Here is a 16361-nt window from a genome sequence, read left to right as displayed (position 1 = left end):
CCTGCCCCCACCCCCCCCCGCCGCGTCACCCCCCCGCCGCGTCACCCCCCCCGCCGCGTCACCCCGCATCCCCGCCCGCACCGAAAGAGAGCGCGACGATGAGCCCCGCACCGCCCCCGCCCCGCGTCCCGGGACGCCGCCCCGCGAGGACCGCCCTCGCGGCCCTCGCCTCGGTCGCCGCCCTCTCCGTACTCGCCGCCTGCGCCGGACCGCCGCGCGGCGGGGCCGACGGCGCAGGCGCGTCGTTCGCGCTCTCGGCCGGCACTCCCAGGCCCAAGGGGGACATCGACTCCTTCACCTGGGCCGTGTACGCGGAACCGCCCACGCTCGACTACACGATGGCCTTCGACTACCCGCAGAACACCATCCTGTCCAACGTCTGCGAGAGCCTGATGCGCTGGACGCCCGGGCTCACCCCGGAACCCGGGCTCGCGCAGAAGGCGACCAACCCCGACCCCACGACCTGGGTGTACGACCTGAGGCGCGGCGTGCGCTTCCACGACGGCCGCACCATGACCGCCGACGACGTCGTCTTCAGCCTCGGCCGCCAGACCGACCCGAAGAACGCCGCCGCCTGGGCGCAGAACTTCCAGAACGTCGCCTCGATCCGCAAGACCGGCCCCCTCCAGGTCACCGTCAAGCTGAAAAAGCCCGACTCCCAGTTCCCCCAGTACATGGCGACCGCCGCCGGCGTCGTCGCCTCCAGGGCCGGGGTCACCGCCGCCGGCGCCGACTACGGGACCTCCGGCGGCCTCGCCTGCACCGGCCCCTTCACCCTCGGCGCCTGGCAGAAGGGCCAGTCCCTCGAACTGCGCCGGTTCGACGGCTACTGGGGGACCCGCGCCAAGGCCGGCAAGGTCGTCTTCCGCTTCCTCACCGACCCGTCCGCCCGCACCAACGCCATGCTCAGCGGCGAGGTCGACGGCGGCTACCTCATCCCGACCGAGAGCTACGGACGCCTCAAGGACAGCGGCGTCGGCACCCTCTACTTCGGCGAGGGCCTCAGCACGGTCAACCTCGGCATCACCAACATGAACGGCCCGCTCGGCGACGTACGCGTCCGCCGCGCGCTCTCCCTGGCCCTGGACCGGACCGGCTTCGTCCGCGCCGCGCTCGGCGGCGCCGGCACCGCCACCAACTCCCTGACCACCCGCGCCGCCTGGGCGGGCGCCTCCCCCGAGGTGCGCAAGGGCGCCTTCGCCGGGCTGCCCCCCGCCACCCGCGACATCGAGAAGGCCAAGGCACTCGTCGCGCAGGCCGGCGCCACCGGCCGGACCCTCACCATCGCCACCAGCTCCATCGGCCAGGACGTCTCCCTCCTCGCCACCGCCGTCCAGGCCGCCGGCACCGCCATCGGGCTGAACGTCACGCTCAAGTCGGTCGCCCCCAACGCCTTCACCGCGCTGTTCACCGACCCCGGCGCCCGCGAGGGCATCGACGCCTTCCCGCTCACCTACTACGACTCGATCACCGACCCGCTCGACCTGCTCGTCAACTTCCGGACCGGCTCCTACCTCAACTTCGCCGGCTACAGCGACAAGCAGTACGACGCACTCGTGGAACGCGCCACCGCCACCTACGACCGGGACCGCCGCCTGCGCATCGAGACCGAACTCCAGCGGCACGCCGCCGAACGACTGCCCTGGATCCCGGTAGCCGAGTGGCCCACCGCCCTCTTCCTCAACAAGCGCATCACCGGCGCCCCCACCACCATCGCGTACATGTACTACCCGTGGGCCGCCGACATCGGCGCCACCACCGGTGCGGGAGCGGCCCCGTGACCGCCGTCGACTTCCTGAGGTTCGCCGCCCGGCGCGCCGCCGAGATGGCGGCCACCCTCCTCGTCGCCTCGTTCGTCGTCTTCGGCGCGATGTACCTGGCCCCCGGCAGCCCCGCGAGCTTCCTGCTCTCCGGCCGCTCCGCCTCGCCCGAGGCGCTCGCCGCCGTCAACGCCCGCTACCACCTGGACGACCCCTTCGCCGAGCGCTACCTCCACTGGCTCGGCGACGTGCTCCGGGGCGACTTCGGCCGCTCCCTCACCTACCGCACCGAGGTCTCCCGGCTGCTCGCCGACCGGCTGCCCACCACCCTGCTCCTGATCGCCATGGCGCTCCTCGTGGTCGTCACCGTCGGCCTGTTCCTCGGCCGGATCGCCGCCGTCCGGGGCGGGGCCACCGACACCGGCGTCCTGCTGGCCACCACCCTCGCCGTCGGCACCCCGTCCTTCGTCGCCGCCGTCCTGCTCCAGGGCCTCTTCGCCGTACGCCTCGGCTGGTTCCCCAGCAGCGGCGCCGGCGAGGGGTTCCTCGACACGGTGTGGCACCTGACCCTGCCCGCGACCGCGCTGGCGCTCTACCTGATCGGCATGCTCGCCCGCGTCACCCGCACCGCCATGCTCGAAGCCCTCGACAGCGACCACGTCACCGTGGCGCGCAGCCGGGGCGTCCCCGAGCGCCTGGTCATCCGCCGCCACGTGCTGCGCAACTCCCTGGGGACCGTGCTCACCACCGGCGGCCTGATCGTCTCCACCCTCCTGGTCTGCACGATCCTCGTCGAGACGGCGTTCAGCATCGGCGGCATCGGACAGCTCCTCGAACTGGCCACCACCACCAAGGACTTCCCGACCGTGCAGGCCATCTCCCTCATCATCGTGACCCTGTTCATGGCCGTGAACCTGCTCGTCGACCTCGCCCTGCCCCTGGTCGACCCGCGCATCACCCTCGGTACGAGGGGAGCCGCCGCATGACCGCCGTCCTCACCCGCCGCCCGGGCCTCGCCCGGCTCCGCGCCGCCTCCGGCGGCTCCCCGCTCCACCTCGCCTGCCTGGGTTTCGTCGCGCTCCTCGTGCTCGCCGCCCTGCTCGCCCCCTGGCTCACCCCCCACGACCCCAACGCCGTCGACCTCGGGGCCGCCCTCGCCGGGCCCTCCGCCGACCACCCGCTCGGCGCCGACGCCGCCGGCCGCGACACCCTCTCCCGGCTGCTCCTCGGCGCCCGCACCTCCCTGCTCGGGCCGCTCGGCGTCGTCGTGACCTCCACCCTCGCGGGGGTCGCCGTCGGCACCGCCGCCGCCTGGCGCGGCGGCTGGCTCGACTCCGTCCTGTCCCGCTCCACCGAGCTCGTCTTCGCCTTCCCCGGCATGCTGCTCGCGATCCTGGTCGTCTCCGTGTACGGGGAGGGCCTGCTCGCCCCCGTCGCAGCGCTGGGCCTGGCGTACCTGCCGTACGTCAGCAGGCTCACCCGCTCCCTCGTCCTCGCCGAACGCGCCCGCCCGTACGTCAGCGCGTACCGGGTCCAGGGCCACTCGGCGCTCCAGATCTGCCTGCGCCACGTCCTGCCCGCCATCGCCCCCGTCGTCCTCGCCCAGTCCACTATCAACTTCGGCTACGCCCTGATGGACCTGGCCGGCCTGTCGTTCCTCGGACTCGGCGTGCCGCCCCTCACGCCCGACTGGGGCCGCATGGTCTTCGACGGCCAGACCGCCATCCAGCACGGCTACCCGCTCTCCGCGATCCTGCCGTGCGTCCTCGTCGTGCTCACCGTCGTCGCGTTCAACGTGGTCGGCGAGCGCTGGGCCGACCGCGTCGCCAGGAGGGACCGATGACCCCGCCCACCGCCGGCCCGCCGGCCCCCGCGCTCGACGTCCGCGGCCTGCGCCTCACCCTGCCCGGCACCGCCCGACCCGTCCTCGACGGCGTCGACCTCACCGTCGGCCCGGGCGAGACCGTGGCCCTCGTCGGGGAGTCCGGCTCCGGAAAGTCCCTGACCTCGCGCAGCGCGCTCGGGCTGCTCCCGCCCGGCGCCACCGCCGAGGGAACCGTACGGATCGAGGGCGAGGACGTCTTCGGCGCCTCCCCCGCCCGGCTGCGCGCCCTGCGCACCGGCACCGTCGCCATGGTCTTCCAGGACCCGCGGGCCGCCCTCAACCCCCTGCGCCGCATCGGCGACTTCGTCACCGAGTCCGTCCGCGCCGCCGGCACCGTGGACGAGAAGACCGCGGCCGCCCGCGCCACCGAACTCCTCACCGAGGTCGGCCTGGACGGCTCCGTCCTGCGCAAGTACCCCCACCAGGTGTCCGGCGGCATGCTGCAGCGCGTGGTGATCGCCGCCGCGCTCATGGGAGACCCCGCGCTGCTCCTCGCCGACGAGCCCACCACCGCGCTCGACGTCACCACCCAGGCCGAGGTGATCGCCCTCCTCGCCCGGCTGCGCGCGACCTTCCGCACCGGCCTGCTGTTCGTCACCCACGACCTCGACCTCGCCGCCGCGATCAGCGACCGGGTCTACGTCATGTACGCCGGACGCATCGCCGAGACCGGCCCCGCCGACGTCCTCTTCGCCCACCCCCGGCACCCGTACACCGCCGCCCTGCTGGCCTCCACGCCCCGGCTCACCACCCCGGGCGGCCGGCTCGCCGCCATCCCCGGACAGCCCCCGGACCCGCGCACCGCGCCGACGGGCTGCGCCTTCGCCGCCCGCTGCGCCCTGGCGACCGACCTCTGCCGCGAGGAGACCCCGCAGGCCCTGCCGGACCCCGACCGCCCGGCGCACCTCGCCGCCTGTCACCACAGCGACCGGCTCGGGGCACGGCCCCCGGCCGCCCCCGGGGCCGTGCCCGCGGGGGAAACCGCCGGAGAAGGAGGAGCCGTCCTCGATGCCTGAACCCCTGCTCCACGTCACCGGACTGGCCCGCGCCTTCGGCACCGTACGCGCCGTGGACGACGTCGCGTTCACCCTCCCCGAGGGCGGCTCCCTCGGCATCGTGGGCGGCTCCGGATCCGGCAAGACCACCACCGCCCGCATCGTCGTCGGCCTGGAGCGGGCCGACGCGGGCGAGGTGCGCGTCCGCGGCCGCGTCCGGCCCGCCCGGGTGCGCGGCCGGGCCCGGCGGCTGGCCCGGGCCCGGGAGGTGCAGATGGTCTTCCAGGACCCCTACCTCTCCCTCGACCCCCGCACCAGCGTCGGCCGCGCACTGCGCGAGACCCTGCGCCTGCACTTCCCCGGCCGCGACCCCGAGCCCCGCGTCCGGGAGCTCCTCGACCAGGTCGGCCTCGGCGGCCGCGCGGCCGAGGCCCTGCCCCGGCAGCTCTCCGGCGGGCAGCGCCAGCGCGTCGCCATCGCCCGTGCCCTCGCCGTGGAGCCGGCCGTCCTCGTCCTGGACGAGGCGGTCGCCGCCCTCGACGTCTCCGTCCAGGCCCAGATCCTCAACCTGCTCGCCGACATCCGCGAACAGACCCCGGTCGGCTACCTCTTCATCACCCACGACCTCGGCGTGGTCCGGTGCGTCACCGACGAGGTCCTCGTCATGCACCGCGGCCGCGTCGTGGAGGCGGGCGCCACCGCGGAGGTGCTCGCCGCCCCGCGCCACCCCTACACCCGGCTGCTCCTGGACTCCGTACCCCGCCCCGGCTGGCAGCCGGAGCGGATCGCGGCCGCACGCCAGGCGCTGCCGTCCCCTCAGGCAACCCCCACACAGGAGGCATGAATGTCCCGAGGCATGAACCGGCGAACCTTCCTCGCCGCCGCCGGAGCCACCGCCGCCGGCGCCGCCCTCGCCACCACGGCCGCCCCCGCGAACGCCCGCACCACCGCGGGCTCCTTCCGGGTCCCGGTCGAGGACGTCCGCCACACCCGCACCTGGATGGCCTTCCCCGACAGCACGTCCATCTGGGGCAGCAAGCTGAGCGGCGTCCAGGCGGACATCGCCCTGATCGCCCGTACCATCGCCACGTACGAGCCGGTCGTCATGTGCGCCAACTCCGGCAGCGCCGCCAAGGCCCGCTCGCTGTGCGGCTCCGCCGTCACGGTCCTCAGCTCCATCCCGGTCGACGACTGCTGGATGCGCGACAGCGGCCCCGTCTTCCGCACCGACGGCTACGGCGGCCTCGACGCGGTCGGACTCAACTTCAACGGCTGGGGCAACAAGCAGACCCACTCCCGCGACGCCCTGGTCGCCGAGCGCGTCGCCGACTGGGCGGGCGTCCGCTTCACGTACGCCGACCTCGTCGGCGAGGGCGGCGCCATCGAGCCGGACGGCGCCGGCACCCTGATGGCCACCCGCAGCAGCCTGGTGAACCGCAACCGCAACCCCGGGATGACGGAGCGCCAGCTGGAGACCGCGATGTGCGACGCGTACGGCGCCTCCAAGGTCATCTGGTTCGACGGCGTCCGCGGCCAGGACATCACCGACGACCACGTCGACGCCACGTCCCGCTTCCTCGCCCCCGGCGAGTCCCTCACCCAGATGCCCCTGAGCACCGACACCGACGCCTACGCCCGCGACGCCCGCCAGCAGTACGCCGTCCTGTCCGCCGCCACGACCGCCACCGGCCGCCCGATGGACGCGATGCAGCTCCAGGGCCCGGACTACAACAAGATCCGCTCCACCAACCGCGAGTTCCTGGCCTCCTACGCCAACTTCTACCTGTGCAACGGCGCCGTCATCAGCGCCCAGTTCGGCGACACCCGCGCGGACGCGGCGGCCCGCGCGACCCTGGCCCGCCTCTACCCCGACCGCGCCGTCGAGCAGCTGAACATCGACCGCCTCGGCACGGGCGGCGGCGGCATCCACTGCGTCACCCAGCAGCAGCCGGTCGCGTAGCCGCGTGGCCCCGTAGTCGGCGGCCGGCCGGCCCCGGGCGGGAGCGATCCCGTCCACGGGTCGGCCGGTCACGCCGCGCTTTCACCCGAACGCATTAAGATCGCGGCGATATCAGCATTTGTGTTCGAAGGGGAAACATCACATGGCTCAGGTCACGCTGAAGGGCAACCCGGTGCAGGTCAACGGCACCCTCCCGGCCCCCGGCACCCAGGCCCCCGCATTCGCGCTGGTGGGCGCCGGTCTGGCGGACGCCGCGCTCGCGGACTTCGCCGGCAAGCGCAAGCTGCTCAACATCTTCCCGAGCGTCGACACCCCCACCTGCGCGGCTTCCGTGCGCGCGTTCAACGAGAGCGCCGCCAAGCTCGACAACACGGTCGTGCTCTGCATCTCCGCCGACCTCCCCTTCGCCCAGGCCCGCTTCTGCGGCGCCGAGGGCCTGGAGGACGTGAAGAACCTGTCGACGCTGCGCGGCCGTGAGTTCCACGAGGCGTACGGCGTGGCCATCGCCGACGGTCCGCTGGCCGGTCTGACCGCCCGCGCCGTCGTCGTCCTCGACGAGAACGACCAGGTCCTGCACTCCGAGCTGGTCGGCGAGATCGCCGAGGAGCCGAACTACGAGGCCGCCCTCGCGGTCCTGAAGTAGGCCCCGGGCCCGCGTCACCCGGGCCGTCCCGCCGCGCCGGCGTCGCCGTCGGCGTGGTGGGGCGGCCGGGGGTGCAGGCGGGCCGCGACGACCGCGACGTCGTCCTCGGCGTGCCGTACGTCGAGCCCGTCGCAGACGGCGTCCACGACCTCGGCCAGCGGCGTCCCGCCGCGGACGGGCAGGGCGGTGAGCCGGGCCAGTGAAACGTCCATGTCCTCGCCGCGGCGTTCCACCAGGCCGTCCGTGTAGAGCAGCAGGGTCTGCCCGGCGGCGATCGGCCGGGCCAGCGCCTCGTAGCCGCCGACGCCCGTGCCGAGGGGCGGGCCGACGGGGACGTCCAGCACCTCGCCCGCGCCGTCCCGGTCGAACACCACGGGCGGCAGGTGGCCGGCGCTGGCGTAGACGGCCGTGCCGCGGGCCGGGTCCACCCGGACCAGCAGGCAGGTGGCGGGGCGGCGGGACTCGTCCGCCGCGGACATCGCGTCCATCTGCCGCAGCACCCGGTGCGGGGCGAGATCGGTGGACGCGATCTCGCGCAGCACGGCGCGGTAGGCGTTCATGTCGACGGCGGCGTCCAGGCCGTGGCCCATGACGTCCCCGACCACCAGCAGGGTGCGGCCGAAGTGCAGCCGCACCGTCTCGAACCAGTCGCCGCCCACCACCGCCCGCCCGCCCAGCGGCAGGTAGCGACTGGCGATCTCCAGGTTCGGATGCGGCCGGCCGGGTTCGGCCACCAGCGCCCGCTGGAGCTCGAACGCCGACTCCTCCATGGCGGCCAGCCGCAGGGCGTACCCGAGGTGCATGCTCGCGAGCCGCACCGCGAAGTGCAGCGTCGCCAGCTCGTGGTCGCCGAACCCGGCGTGCCGCCGGGCCGCGACCAGCCTTCCGTGCACCTCGTCCCGGCCGATCAGGGGGACCGCCACCAGATGCACGGCGGCGCCCGCCGCGGGGACGGTCCACGCCCGCAGGGGATGGCCCTGGTCCAGCGCGCGCACGGACGACGGCAGGTCCGGAGCGGGCCCCTCGAGCAGCTCCGCCGCACCCGCCACGGCCGCGCGCCCGGCGCCGGCCCCGGGGTCGGCCAGGTCCACCGCCGCGGCGTCGCAGAGCCCATGGACGAGGAAGAGCGCCAGCTCCCGGCAGGTCTGCCGGGCGTCGGAGGTCGTCCCGATGGCTTCGAGGGCCGCTTCCACGGCGCGCAGTCGCGATTCCGGCCCGCCCTGCTCGCTCACCCTGCCCGGTCACCCCCGTCGCCCGCATCGTCGTCGGCCTGTCGGGGACGGCCTTGCGCCGGTTTCGCCGATGGCGCCCCTAGGCTTCCGAACCGGTCCATTGTTCCTGAAAGGGGCACGACGTGGCATCTCGCCTCAACCCGTACATCAGCTTCTCCGGTGACGCGCGCCCGGCCATGGAGTTCTACCAGAGCGTCCTGGGCGGGGAGCTGCGCGTGAGCGGCTACGGCGAATTCGGCTCCGAGGCCCCGCCCGGGTACGAGGACAAGGTCATGCACGGCATGCTCGAGACCCCGGACGGGTTCACGCTGATGGGGGCCGACGTGCCGCCCGGCATGGAGCACGCGCCCGGGAACAACTTCGCCGTCAGCCTCAGCGGCGACGACGCGGACCGGCTGCGCGGCTACTGGGAGGGGCTGTCCGCGGGGGGCACCGTCTCCGTCCCCCTGGAGAAGCAGATGTGGGGAGACGTGTTCGGCATGTGCACGGACAAGTTCGGCATCACCTGGATGGTCAACATCGGCACCCAGGGCTGATCCCCGCGACGACCCCGTCCCCGTCCCCGTCCCCGTCCCCGTCCCGGGCCCGGGCCCGGGACACGGCGCTGGCTCCGGCTCGGGTCCCCGCCCCGGCCGCAGCCGGCCGCGCCGAGCACGGCGGGCGTCACCGCGGGGGCGCGCAGCTGGCCGGGGCGCCCGGTCGTACGCCCGCCCGTGCGTCCGCGCGCCCCTGCGCAGGGGATGGCCGCCGCCACGTCCGCCCCCGACGATGAACCGCACCCCGCCCCCACCGTGCGCGATCGCACGGGTACGCACGGGCACGGGCGGGTACGAGCGGTTCGGTCACCACGGGGGGAACGATGGGTGGACGCTGGCTGGTCACGGGCTGCTCCTCCGGCCTCGGGCACGCGCTGGCCGGGGCCGCGGCGCGGGCGGGGCACGAACTGGCGGTCACCGCCCGCAAGACCGTCGACCTCGCGGACCTGACCGCCGCGTGGCCCGGCCGCATCACCCCCGTCCCGCTGGAGCTGCGCGACGCGGACTCGTGCGAGGAGGCCGTGCGCACGGCCGTCGACCGGCTCGGCGGCATCGACGTCCTCGTCAACAACGCCGCCGTCGGCCTGTTCGGCGCGGTCGAGGAGGTCTCCGACGCCGAGCTGCGCGACCAGCTGGAGACCCTGCTCGTGGGCCCCTGGCGGCTCACCCGGCTGGTCCTGCCGCTGATGCGCGCACAGGGCCACGGCCACATCGTGAACGTGTCCTCCGTCGGCGGCCGGATCGCCTTCCCGGGCCTGGCCGCCTACGTCGCGGGGAAGCACGCCCTCGAGGGCATGAGCCAGGCGCTGGCCGCCGAGGCCGCCCCGCACGGCATCCGCGTCACCGTGCTCGAACCGGGCATGTTCGCCACGCGCTACGGCAGCTCGTTGACCGAGGCCCGCCACCGGATCCCCGCCTACGACGCCACCAACCGCGAGATGCTCGAAGGCGCCCGGGGCCTGGCCGACCACCCCGACACCGGCCGCCCGGAGGACTTCGCGGCCCGGGTCCTCGACGTCGTCGGCGCCGACGCCCCCACCCCGCTGCGGATCCCGGTCGGCGACGACGCGTACGGCTACCTCGACCTGGCCGACGTGGCCGCCCGCGAGGAGCTCACGGCGGCCCGGGCCCTCGTCCAGGGGCCGCCGCCCGTCACCTGACGGCCCTCGCGGCCCGGCCCGGGAAGTGCACCCCTCAGCGGTGGAGCCGGGTCGTCCAGTCGCTCGGGACCCGGCCGGCCGGGCCCGGGGCCGGCTGGTCGGCCGGGTGTCCGCCGGGCGGGGCCAGGGCCGGCCCGGACTCGTAGAACTCGTCGGTGCCGTAGTCCCAGAACCAGTCCTCGCCCGGCTCGAAGCTCTGCACCAGCGGATGTCCGGTGGCCTTCCAGTGGGCGGTGGCGTGCTGCGCCGGCGAGGAGTCGCAGCAGCCGACGTGGCCGCACCGGGCGCACCGCCGCAGGTGGAACCACCAGCCGCCCACCGCGTCGCAGTCGGCGCAGCCGGTCCCGCTGGGCGGGACGCCCGGGTCGATCCCGTCGATCTCGGTCATACGGGTTCCTCCGTACTCTCGGTGTCGGTGTCGGTGTCGGTGTCGGTGTCGATGTCGGGGGCGGTCAGCGGCAGCAGCACCTGGAAGCGGGTGTCGCCCGGAACGGACTCGACCTGCAGGCTGCCGTGGTGCTTGTTGACGACGATCCGCCAGCAGATGTCGAGGCCGAGGCCGGTGCCCTCACCGACCGGCTTGGTGGTGAAGAAGGGGTCGAAGATCCGGTCGCGGATGTCCTCGGGGACGCCCGGGCCGGTGTCGCGGAACTCCACGAGCAGCCGGTCGCCCTCACGGGCCGTGCGGACCGTCAGGATGCCGTCCCCGTCCCCGTGCCCGTCGCCGTCACCGCCGGTGATGGCGGCCACCGCGTTGTCGATGAGGTTGGTCCACACCTGGTTCAGCTCGGCCGGGTAGGCGGGCACCTCGGGCAGCGAGCGGTCGTAGTCCTTCACCACCCGCACCCGGCTGCCGATCTTGCCGGACAGCATCAGCAGCGTGCTGTCGAGGAGTTCGTGGACGTCGACGTCGCGGTGCGGGGCCCGGTCGAGCTGCGCGTACTGCTTGGCCGCGTCCACCAGGTGCGAGATGCGGGTGGTGGAGTCGTCGATCTCGTCCATCAGGAGCTCGGTCTCGACGGTGTAGTTGAGCCAGCCGATCGCCCCCGGCAGGATGTCCTCCGCCACGGTCGCCGCGACCTGCTCCAGCCAGTCCGTGTCCAGCCCGGCCTGGACGAAGGTGGGCGCGACCCGCCACCCCTCGGGGATGCCGTGGTCCTCCAGCCAGTCCGCGAGCTCGTCCTCCCGGTCGGACGCCTCCAGCGGGGTCAGCACCGGTGCCTTGGCGACGCGTTCGGCCGTCCGCTCCTGGATCTCGATGAGGTCGGCGAGGGCCTCCCGGGAGTACGGGCCCCGCGCGATGTGCGCCAGCTTGTGCCGCATCTTGCCGACCCGCTCGCGCAGCGCCGCGGTGGCCCGTACGGCGGCCGCGGCCGGGTTGTTGAGCTCGTGGGTGAGCCCGGCGGACAGCGAGCCGAGCGCCAGCAGGCGCTCGCGCTGCCCGATGGCCCGCTGGGTGTTCTTGGAGCCGAAGAAGAGCCCCTCCAGCAGGTGCGCCGCCATCGGGAACCACTCCCGCATGACGTCCGCGAACGACTGCGCCGGCAGCACGAAGAACCGGGTCGGTTCGGTCACGTGCATCGAGTTCATGTACGCCTGCGGCACCCGGTCGCCCAGGTACGCCTGCATCGCCCCCGCGTACACGCCGCGCTGCGAGGTGCGGCTGACCTCCACGTCGTCGCCGCCGACCCGGCGGTACAGCACGACGGTGCCCTCGATCATCACGTAGAAGCAGGTGGCCGGGTCGCCCTCGACGTACACCGGCCCGGGGCCGAACCGCTCCACCCGCCCCTCGGAGCACAGCCGCCCGAGCTGCTCCGGCGACAGCTTCTCGAACAGGAACAGCGAGGAGATCTCGTGCGGGTCGCACGGCATGACCTGCGCGCTCATGACGGACTCCTCATGACGGACTCCTCACGACTGCTCCAAGTAGCGGTGGACGAGCATCACGGCCATGGCTCCCTCTCCCACCGCCGACGCGACCCGCTTCGCGGACTGGGCGCGCGCGTCGCCCGCCACGAAGACCCCGGGGACGCTGGTCTCCAAGTGGTAGGGCGGCCGGTCGAGTTCCCATCCTGCCGGCGGCCGCCCGTCCGGCGTGAGGTCCGGCCCGGCCAGGATGAACCCGTGCTCGTCGCGCAGCACGGTGTCCTCCAGCCAGTCCGTCAGCGGTGCCGCGCCGATGAAGACGAACATCCACTGGGCGTCGACGTCCTCGGCGGCACCGGACCCGGCGTCCCGCAGGGTCAGGGCCTCCAGGTGCTCCGCGCCGTGCGCCGCCGCCACGACGGTCCGCGGCCGCACCGTGATGTTCGGCGACTCCTCGATCTGCTGGATCAGGTAGTACGACATCGACGCCGTCAGGGACTCCCCGCGCACCAGCAACGTCACCGACTTCGCGCCCCGCGCCAGGTACACTGCCGCCTGCCCGGCCGAGTTGGCGCCCCCGACGACGTACACGTCCTGGCCCTCGCAGGACGACGCCTCGGTGAGCGAGGAACCGTAGTACACCCCGCGGCCGGTCAGGTCCTCGCAGCCCGGCGCCCCCAGCTGCCGGTAGGACACCCCGGTGGCCAGGATGACGCTGTGCGCGGCGACGGCCGAGCCGTCGGAGAAGCGTACGACCCGCGCCGGACCGTTGACCTCCAGGCCCGTGACCTCGCGCGCGGTGAGGATCTCGGCACCGAAGCGGCCGGCCTGGCGGCGGGCGCGGTCGGTGAGCTGCGCCCCGGAGACGCCGTCCGGGAAGCCGAGGTAGTTCTCGATGCGGGAGCTCTGGCCGGCCTGGCCGCCGGTGGCCGAGCGCTCGACCAGCACGGTCCGCAGCCCCTCGGAGGCGCCGTACACCGCGGCGCCGAGCCCGGCCGGGCCGCCGCCGATGACGACGAGGTCGTAGAACGCGGCGGCCGGGGTGGTCGCGAGCCCGACGCGCGCGGCCAGTTCGGGCGTCTCCGGCTCGATCAGCGCCGTGCCGTCCGGCGCGACCACCAGCGGCAGCCGGTGGCCGTCGGCGCCGGCCGCCGCCAGCAGCCGCTGCCCCTCGGGCTCGTCGGAGGAGTACCAGCGGTACGGCACCTGGTTGCGGGCCAGGAACTCGCGCACCCGCGAGGAAGGGGCCGACCAGCGGTGACCCACCACCTTGGTCGCGGGGACCGGCCGGTAGTCGCTGGTGCGCCAGGCCGTGAGGAGGTCGTCCAGGACCGGGTAGAGCTTCTCCTCGGGCGGGTCCCAGGGCTTGAGCAGGTAGTGGTCGAGGTCGACGACGTTGATCGCGTCGATGGCGGCGTTGGTGTCGGCGTACGCGGTCAGCAGCACGCGCCGCGCCCCCGGGTACACGCCCAGGGCCTGCTCGAGGAACTCGATGCCGTTCATCTGCGGCATGCGGTAGTCGGCGAGGATGACCGCCACCAGGTCGCCCCGCAGCTTCAGCTCGCGCAGCGCCTCCAGCGCGGACTCGCCCGACTCGGCCCGTACGATCCGGTACCCGCCGCCGTAGCGGCGCCGCAGGTCGCGGGCGATGGCGCGGGAGACCCCCGGGTCGTCGTCCACCGTCAGGATGACGGTCCGTGCCGCGTCGGTGGCCTGTGCCATGCTCCTCCGCCCTGGGCGCTGCGGACGGCCGGCCCGACGGGCTGCCCGTGCCGGCACCCGCCCATCGTATGTTCGATCCCGCGGGAGCGCCCCGGCACGCGCGGGCGGCCGGGGGGCCACGCCCGGCCGGTCGGGTCAGGCCGGTGCACCCCAGGCCGTCGTCAGACCGTCGAGCCAGGCGGGCGGCAGCTCGGCGGCGTCCCACTTCTCGCGCAGTGCCGCGGGCGCGACGGCGAGGCGTTCCAGCACGGCGACGCTGGTGGGGGAGTGGAGCAGGGAGTACCGGCCGTGGATCGCGGTGGGGCTGCCGGGCCCGTACCCCGCGTACAGCCGTTCCAGGTGGGCCCGGTGGTCGGAGGCGAACCGGGCCAGCCGGCCCGCGTATCCGGCCCGCTGCCGGGCGCCCAGCGTGCCGAGCACGGCGGTGAGCACCTGCTCGGAGACCTCGGGGTCGAGGTCGGACTCCGTGGTGAACGCGAGGTAGAGCGGCCGCACGGCCACCTTGGCCCGTTCCACCTCCATCCGGCTGACGTAGCGGCGCTCGTCCGGGGCGCCGCCCGCCGGCGCGCTGCCCACGACCCGGTGCAGCGTGCGTTCGGCGATCTCGCCGAGCCCGTCGGTGACGGCCCGGGCGCCGTCGAGCCAGCCGGCGGCGTAGAGCTCGCCCTTCCCCTCCGGGGCGGCCGTGGTGTCCTCGACGGTCTCCCGGTGCGCGACGGCGACCGCGCCGGCCTCGACGAGTCCGATCAGCTCCTCCGCGTCGGCGGGGCGGACCCCGGCGCGCTCGAGTAGCTGGACGAGCGTCGTCTTCGCGTTGAGGACGCTCACCGCGTCCAACTGCTGCGGGCCTTCGCCGGCCGCGTTCATGGGGTCCTCCTCGTTCGTAGGCGCGCCGAGGCGAGCCTACGCAGCCCGGACGGCGCGTCCACGCCCGTGGGGTGTCCATCCGGGACCGGTTCGGGGAAAGTACCCCGCGAGGACCCCGCTAAGGGGTGTCCGGCGGGGCCGTTCCCGGGGCCGGTGGTCCGTGGGCGGCGCCGGTCGCAATGGTGTGGGAGCCCGCTGCGGCGGCCGCGGCGTAGTCGGCCGCCGAGGGCGGGCCGGACGGCCGGATCCGCCCGACCAGCAGGGCCAGGGCGATGCCGAAGGCGCAGAACAGCGCGAGCCCGACGGCCGCCCGCGAGAACCCGCTCGCCAGTGCTTCCGCCGCGGCCGCGCCGGCGGCCTGCCGCTTCGTGGCGGCCGCGTTGAAGACGGCGGCGGTGACGGCGGTCAGCACCGCCGCGCCGACGTAGCGGCCCATGTTGGAGATGCCGGAGGCCGCACCCACCTCGTCCTCCGTGACGCAGGAGGTGGCGACCGACGAGGACGGGCCGTTCGCCAGTCCCAGCCCGACCGCGACGACGACCAGCGGGCCGACGAACGCCGCGTACTCCCAGGACGCGCGGACGAGGGCGAGCACCACGAACGCGGCGGTCGCGATCACGAAACCGCCCGCGATCACGTTCCGGGCCCCGACCTTGTGCACGACCGGCGTGATCAGGGGTGCGGTCACGACGATGCCCGCCGCCGCGGGCAGCGTGGCCACGCCCGCCTCCAGCGGGGTCATGCCCAGGCCCTCGGGGTTCTGGAAGTACAGGCTGCACACGTACATGAGCGCGTTGATGCAGCCGGCCACCACCAGGATCGCGACGGAGGCACCGACCAGGAACGGGTTGCGCAGCAGGGCCAGGTCGATGAGCGGTGCCCGCACGCGCTTCTCGACCAACACGAACCCGACCACCGCGACCACCGAGATCCCGAAGCACACCAGGGTGGGGGCGCTGAGCCAGCCCCAGTCCGCGCCCTCCGTCACCGCGAACACGAAGGGCACGAGCACGGCGGCGACCAGCGCCGTCCCGGCGAGGTCGACGGAGCGCGGCCGCGACGGATCGCGCGACTCGCGGACCGTGCGGAGGGTCAGCGGTACGCAGCCGGCGGCGATCCCCGCGTCGATCCAGAACAGCCCCTGCCAGCCGGTCACGTCGACGAGCACGCCACCGAGCAGCGGTCCGGTCGCCGCCCCGGCGGCCGAGGCCGCGCCCCAGAGCGACACCGAGCGCATCTGCGCGGCCCCGGAGACCCCCGCCGACAGCAGGCTGAGCCCGCACGCCAGGATCGTCGAACCGGCCGCTCCCTGGATCGCCCGGCCGCCGATCACCAGTCCCGCGCCGTCCGCCAGCGCGATCAGCACGCAGGAGACCACGAACAGCAGCAGCCCGCCGATGAAGACGCGGCGCCGCCCGAAGATGTCGCCGAGCGCGCCGGAGGTGACGATGACGGCCGCACCGACCAGCGAGTAGCCGGTCACCGCCCACTGCAGGGTGGCCAGGGAGGCGCCGGTGTCCTGGCTGATGGCGGGGAGCAGGATGCTGACCGCGGAGGTGTTCGCGTTCACCACGAAGGCGGAGACGCAGGTGGCCGCGAGCACGCCGCCCGCGGCCCGGGCCGGGGCGGCTGCGGCGTCGGCTCCGGTTCCCATGTCCACACCACCCTCCCGAGCCCGTCCGCGGCGTCGCGCGTCCACGCCCCGCGCGTCGAAACCCTCGGCCGCCATCGT

The 16361-nt window shown here is 74.5% G+C and carries 15 protein-coding genes; 9 read left to right on the top strand and 6 right to left on the bottom strand.

The features are described from left to right. Window positions 1–98 precede the first annotated feature (98 nt). The 7 genes from ACIQCH_RS20380 (at window position 99) to tpx (ending at window position 7243) form a co-directional block, all read left to right on the top strand. A complete protein-coding gene (locus ACIQCH_RS20380) occupies window positions 99–1781 on the top strand; it encodes an ABC transporter substrate-binding protein (RefSeq protein ID WP_402582693.1) in 1683 nt (560 codons plus the stop codon). Then, window positions 1778–2746, top strand: coding sequence for an ABC transporter permease (locus tag ACIQCH_RS20375; RefSeq protein ID WP_402582691.1), 969 nt, complete (start codon window positions 1778–1780; stop codon window positions 2744–2746). Before ACIQCH_RS20380 ends, ACIQCH_RS20375 begins: the two co-directional genes overlap by 4 nt. Next, the gene (locus ACIQCH_RS20370; protein WP_402582689.1) at window positions 2743–3603 is read left to right on the top strand and encodes an ABC transporter permease; all 861 of its coding nucleotides are present in this window, start codon (window positions 2743–2745) and stop codon (window positions 3601–3603) included. The genes ACIQCH_RS20375 and ACIQCH_RS20370 overlap by 4 nt, the downstream gene beginning before the upstream one ends. After that, complete coding sequence (locus ACIQCH_RS20365) at window positions 3600–4661, top strand: ABC transporter ATP-binding protein (RefSeq protein WP_402582687.1); 1062 nt, start codon at window positions 3600–3602, stop codon at window positions 4659–4661. The genes ACIQCH_RS20370 and ACIQCH_RS20365 overlap by 4 nt, the downstream gene beginning before the upstream one ends. Beyond that, window positions 4654–5484: an ABC transporter ATP-binding protein gene (locus tag ACIQCH_RS20360; protein ID WP_402582685.1), complete on the top strand. Its 831-nt coding sequence runs from the start codon at window positions 4654–4656 to the stop codon at window positions 5482–5484. Before ACIQCH_RS20365 ends, ACIQCH_RS20360 begins: the two co-directional genes overlap by 8 nt. 12 nt (window positions 5485–5496) lie before the next feature. Further along, a complete protein-coding gene (locus tag ACIQCH_RS20355) occupies window positions 5497–6600 on the top strand; it encodes an agmatine/peptidylarginine deiminase (protein WP_402582683.1) in 1104 nt (367 codons plus the stop codon). A gap of 142 nt (window positions 6601–6742) precedes the next feature. Further along, window positions 6743–7243 carry a thiol peroxidase gene (tpx, locus tag ACIQCH_RS20350; protein ID WP_402582682.1) on the top strand — a complete coding sequence of 167 codons (501 nt, stop codon included), beginning with the start codon at window positions 6743–6745 and terminating at the stop codon, window positions 7241–7243. 14 nt (window positions 7244–7257) lie between these two features. Here the strand turns inward: tpx and ACIQCH_RS20345 are convergent, their stop codons facing one another. Then, the gene (locus ACIQCH_RS20345; protein ID WP_402582680.1) at window positions 7258–8475 is read right to left on the bottom strand and encodes a PP2C family protein-serine/threonine phosphatase; all 1218 of its coding nucleotides are present in this window, start codon (window positions 8473–8475) and stop codon (window positions 7258–7260) included. A 122-nt stretch (window positions 8476–8597) separates the two neighbouring features. Between ACIQCH_RS20345 and ACIQCH_RS20340 the strand changes: the two genes are divergently transcribed. Both ACIQCH_RS20340 and ACIQCH_RS20335 read left to right on the top strand, forming a co-directional pair. Further along, window positions 8598–9011 carry a VOC family protein gene (locus ACIQCH_RS20340; protein WP_402582678.1) on the top strand — a complete coding sequence of 138 codons (414 nt, stop codon included), beginning with the start codon at window positions 8598–8600 and terminating at the stop codon, window positions 9009–9011. A gap of 323 nt (window positions 9012–9334) precedes the next feature. Further along, window positions 9335–10171 (top strand): SDR family oxidoreductase, encoded by an 837-nt coding sequence (locus ACIQCH_RS20335; protein ID WP_402582676.1) that lies wholly within the window; start codon window positions 9335–9337, stop codon window positions 10169–10171. A 34-nt stretch (window positions 10172–10205) separates the two neighbouring features. On the opposite strand, the gene ACIQCH_RS20330 is transcribed toward ACIQCH_RS20335, so the two are convergent. The 5 genes from ACIQCH_RS20330 to ACIQCH_RS20310 all read right to left on the bottom strand — a co-directional run bounded on the left by ACIQCH_RS20330 (window position 10206) and on the right by ACIQCH_RS20310 (window position 16283). Then, window positions 10206–10559, bottom strand: a complete 354-nt coding sequence (locus ACIQCH_RS20330) for a UBP-type zinc finger domain-containing protein (protein WP_402582674.1) — start codon at window positions 10557–10559, stop codon at window positions 10206–10208. After that, window positions 10556–12061, bottom strand: coding sequence for an ATP-binding protein (locus ACIQCH_RS20325; RefSeq protein WP_402582672.1), 1506 nt, complete (start codon window positions 12059–12061; stop codon window positions 10556–10558). Before ACIQCH_RS20325 ends, ACIQCH_RS20330 begins: the two co-directional genes overlap by 4 nt. Window positions 12062–12085: 24 nt before the next feature. Continuing rightward, window positions 12086–13762, bottom strand: a complete 1677-nt coding sequence (locus tag ACIQCH_RS20320; RefSeq protein ID WP_402582670.1) for an FAD-dependent oxidoreductase — start codon at window positions 13760–13762, stop codon at window positions 12086–12088. A 135-nt stretch (window positions 13763–13897) separates the two neighbouring features. Then, complete coding sequence (locus ACIQCH_RS20315; protein WP_402582668.1) at window positions 13898–14629, bottom strand: hypothetical protein; 732 nt, start codon at window positions 14627–14629, stop codon at window positions 13898–13900. 118 nt (window positions 14630–14747) lie between these two features. Continuing rightward, window positions 14748–16283, bottom strand: coding sequence for an MFS transporter (locus ACIQCH_RS20310; protein WP_402582666.1), 1536 nt, complete (start codon window positions 16281–16283; stop codon window positions 14748–14750). Window positions 16284–16361 lie beyond the last annotated feature (78 nt).

The sequence above is a fragment of the Streptomyces sp. NPDC093225 genome (genome assembly GCF_044753805.1).
In the GTDB taxonomy this organism is placed as follows: Bacteria; Actinomycetota; Actinomycetes; order Streptomycetales; family Streptomycetaceae; genus Streptomyces.
Note: the sequence above shows the minus strand (reverse complement) of the source record. Positions and strands in the feature narration are given on the sequence as shown.

Coding starts and splice junctions, on each gene's coding strand:
- ACIQCH_RS20380 (WP_402582693.1), top strand. CDS start 99: ATGAGCCCCGCACCGCCCCCGCCCCGCGTCCCGGGACGCCGCCCCGCG.
- ACIQCH_RS20370 (WP_402582689.1), top strand. CDS start 2,743: ATGACCGCCGTCCTCACCCGCCGCCCGGGCCTCGCCCGGCTCCGCGCC.
- ACIQCH_RS20365 (WP_402582687.1), top strand. CDS start 3,600: ATGACCCCGCCCACCGCCGGCCCGCCGGCCCCCGCGCTCGACGTCCGC.
- ACIQCH_RS20360 (WP_402582685.1), top strand. CDS start 4,654: ATGCCTGAACCCCTGCTCCACGTCACCGGACTGGCCCGCGCCTTCGGC.
- ACIQCH_RS20355 (WP_402582683.1), top strand. CDS start 5,497: ATGAACCGGCGAACCTTCCTCGCCGCCGCCGGAGCCACCGCCGCCGGC.
- tpx (WP_402582682.1), top strand. CDS start 6,743: ATGGCTCAGGTCACGCTGAAGGGCAACCCGGTGCAGGTCAACGGCACC.
- ACIQCH_RS20335 (WP_402582676.1), top strand. CDS start 9,335: ATGGGTGGACGCTGGCTGGTCACGGGCTGCTCCTCCGGCCTCGGGCAC.
- ACIQCH_RS20330 (WP_402582674.1), bottom strand. CDS start 10,559: ATGACCGAGATCGACGGGATCGACCCGGGCGTCCCGCCCAGCGGGACC.
- ACIQCH_RS20325 (WP_402582672.1), bottom strand. CDS start 12,061: ATGAGCGCGCAGGTCATGCCGTGCGACCCGCACGAGATCTCCTCGCTG.
- ACIQCH_RS20320 (WP_402582670.1), bottom strand. CDS start 13,762: ATGGCACAGGCCACCGACGCGGCACGGACCGTCATCCTGACGGTGGAC.
- ACIQCH_RS20315 (WP_402582668.1), bottom strand. CDS start 14,629: ATGAACGCGGCCGGCGAAGGCCCGCAGCAGTTGGACGCGGTGAGCGTC.
- ACIQCH_RS20310 (WP_402582666.1), bottom strand. CDS start 16,283: ATGGGAACCGGAGCCGACGCCGCAGCCGCCCCGGCCCGGGCCGCGGGC.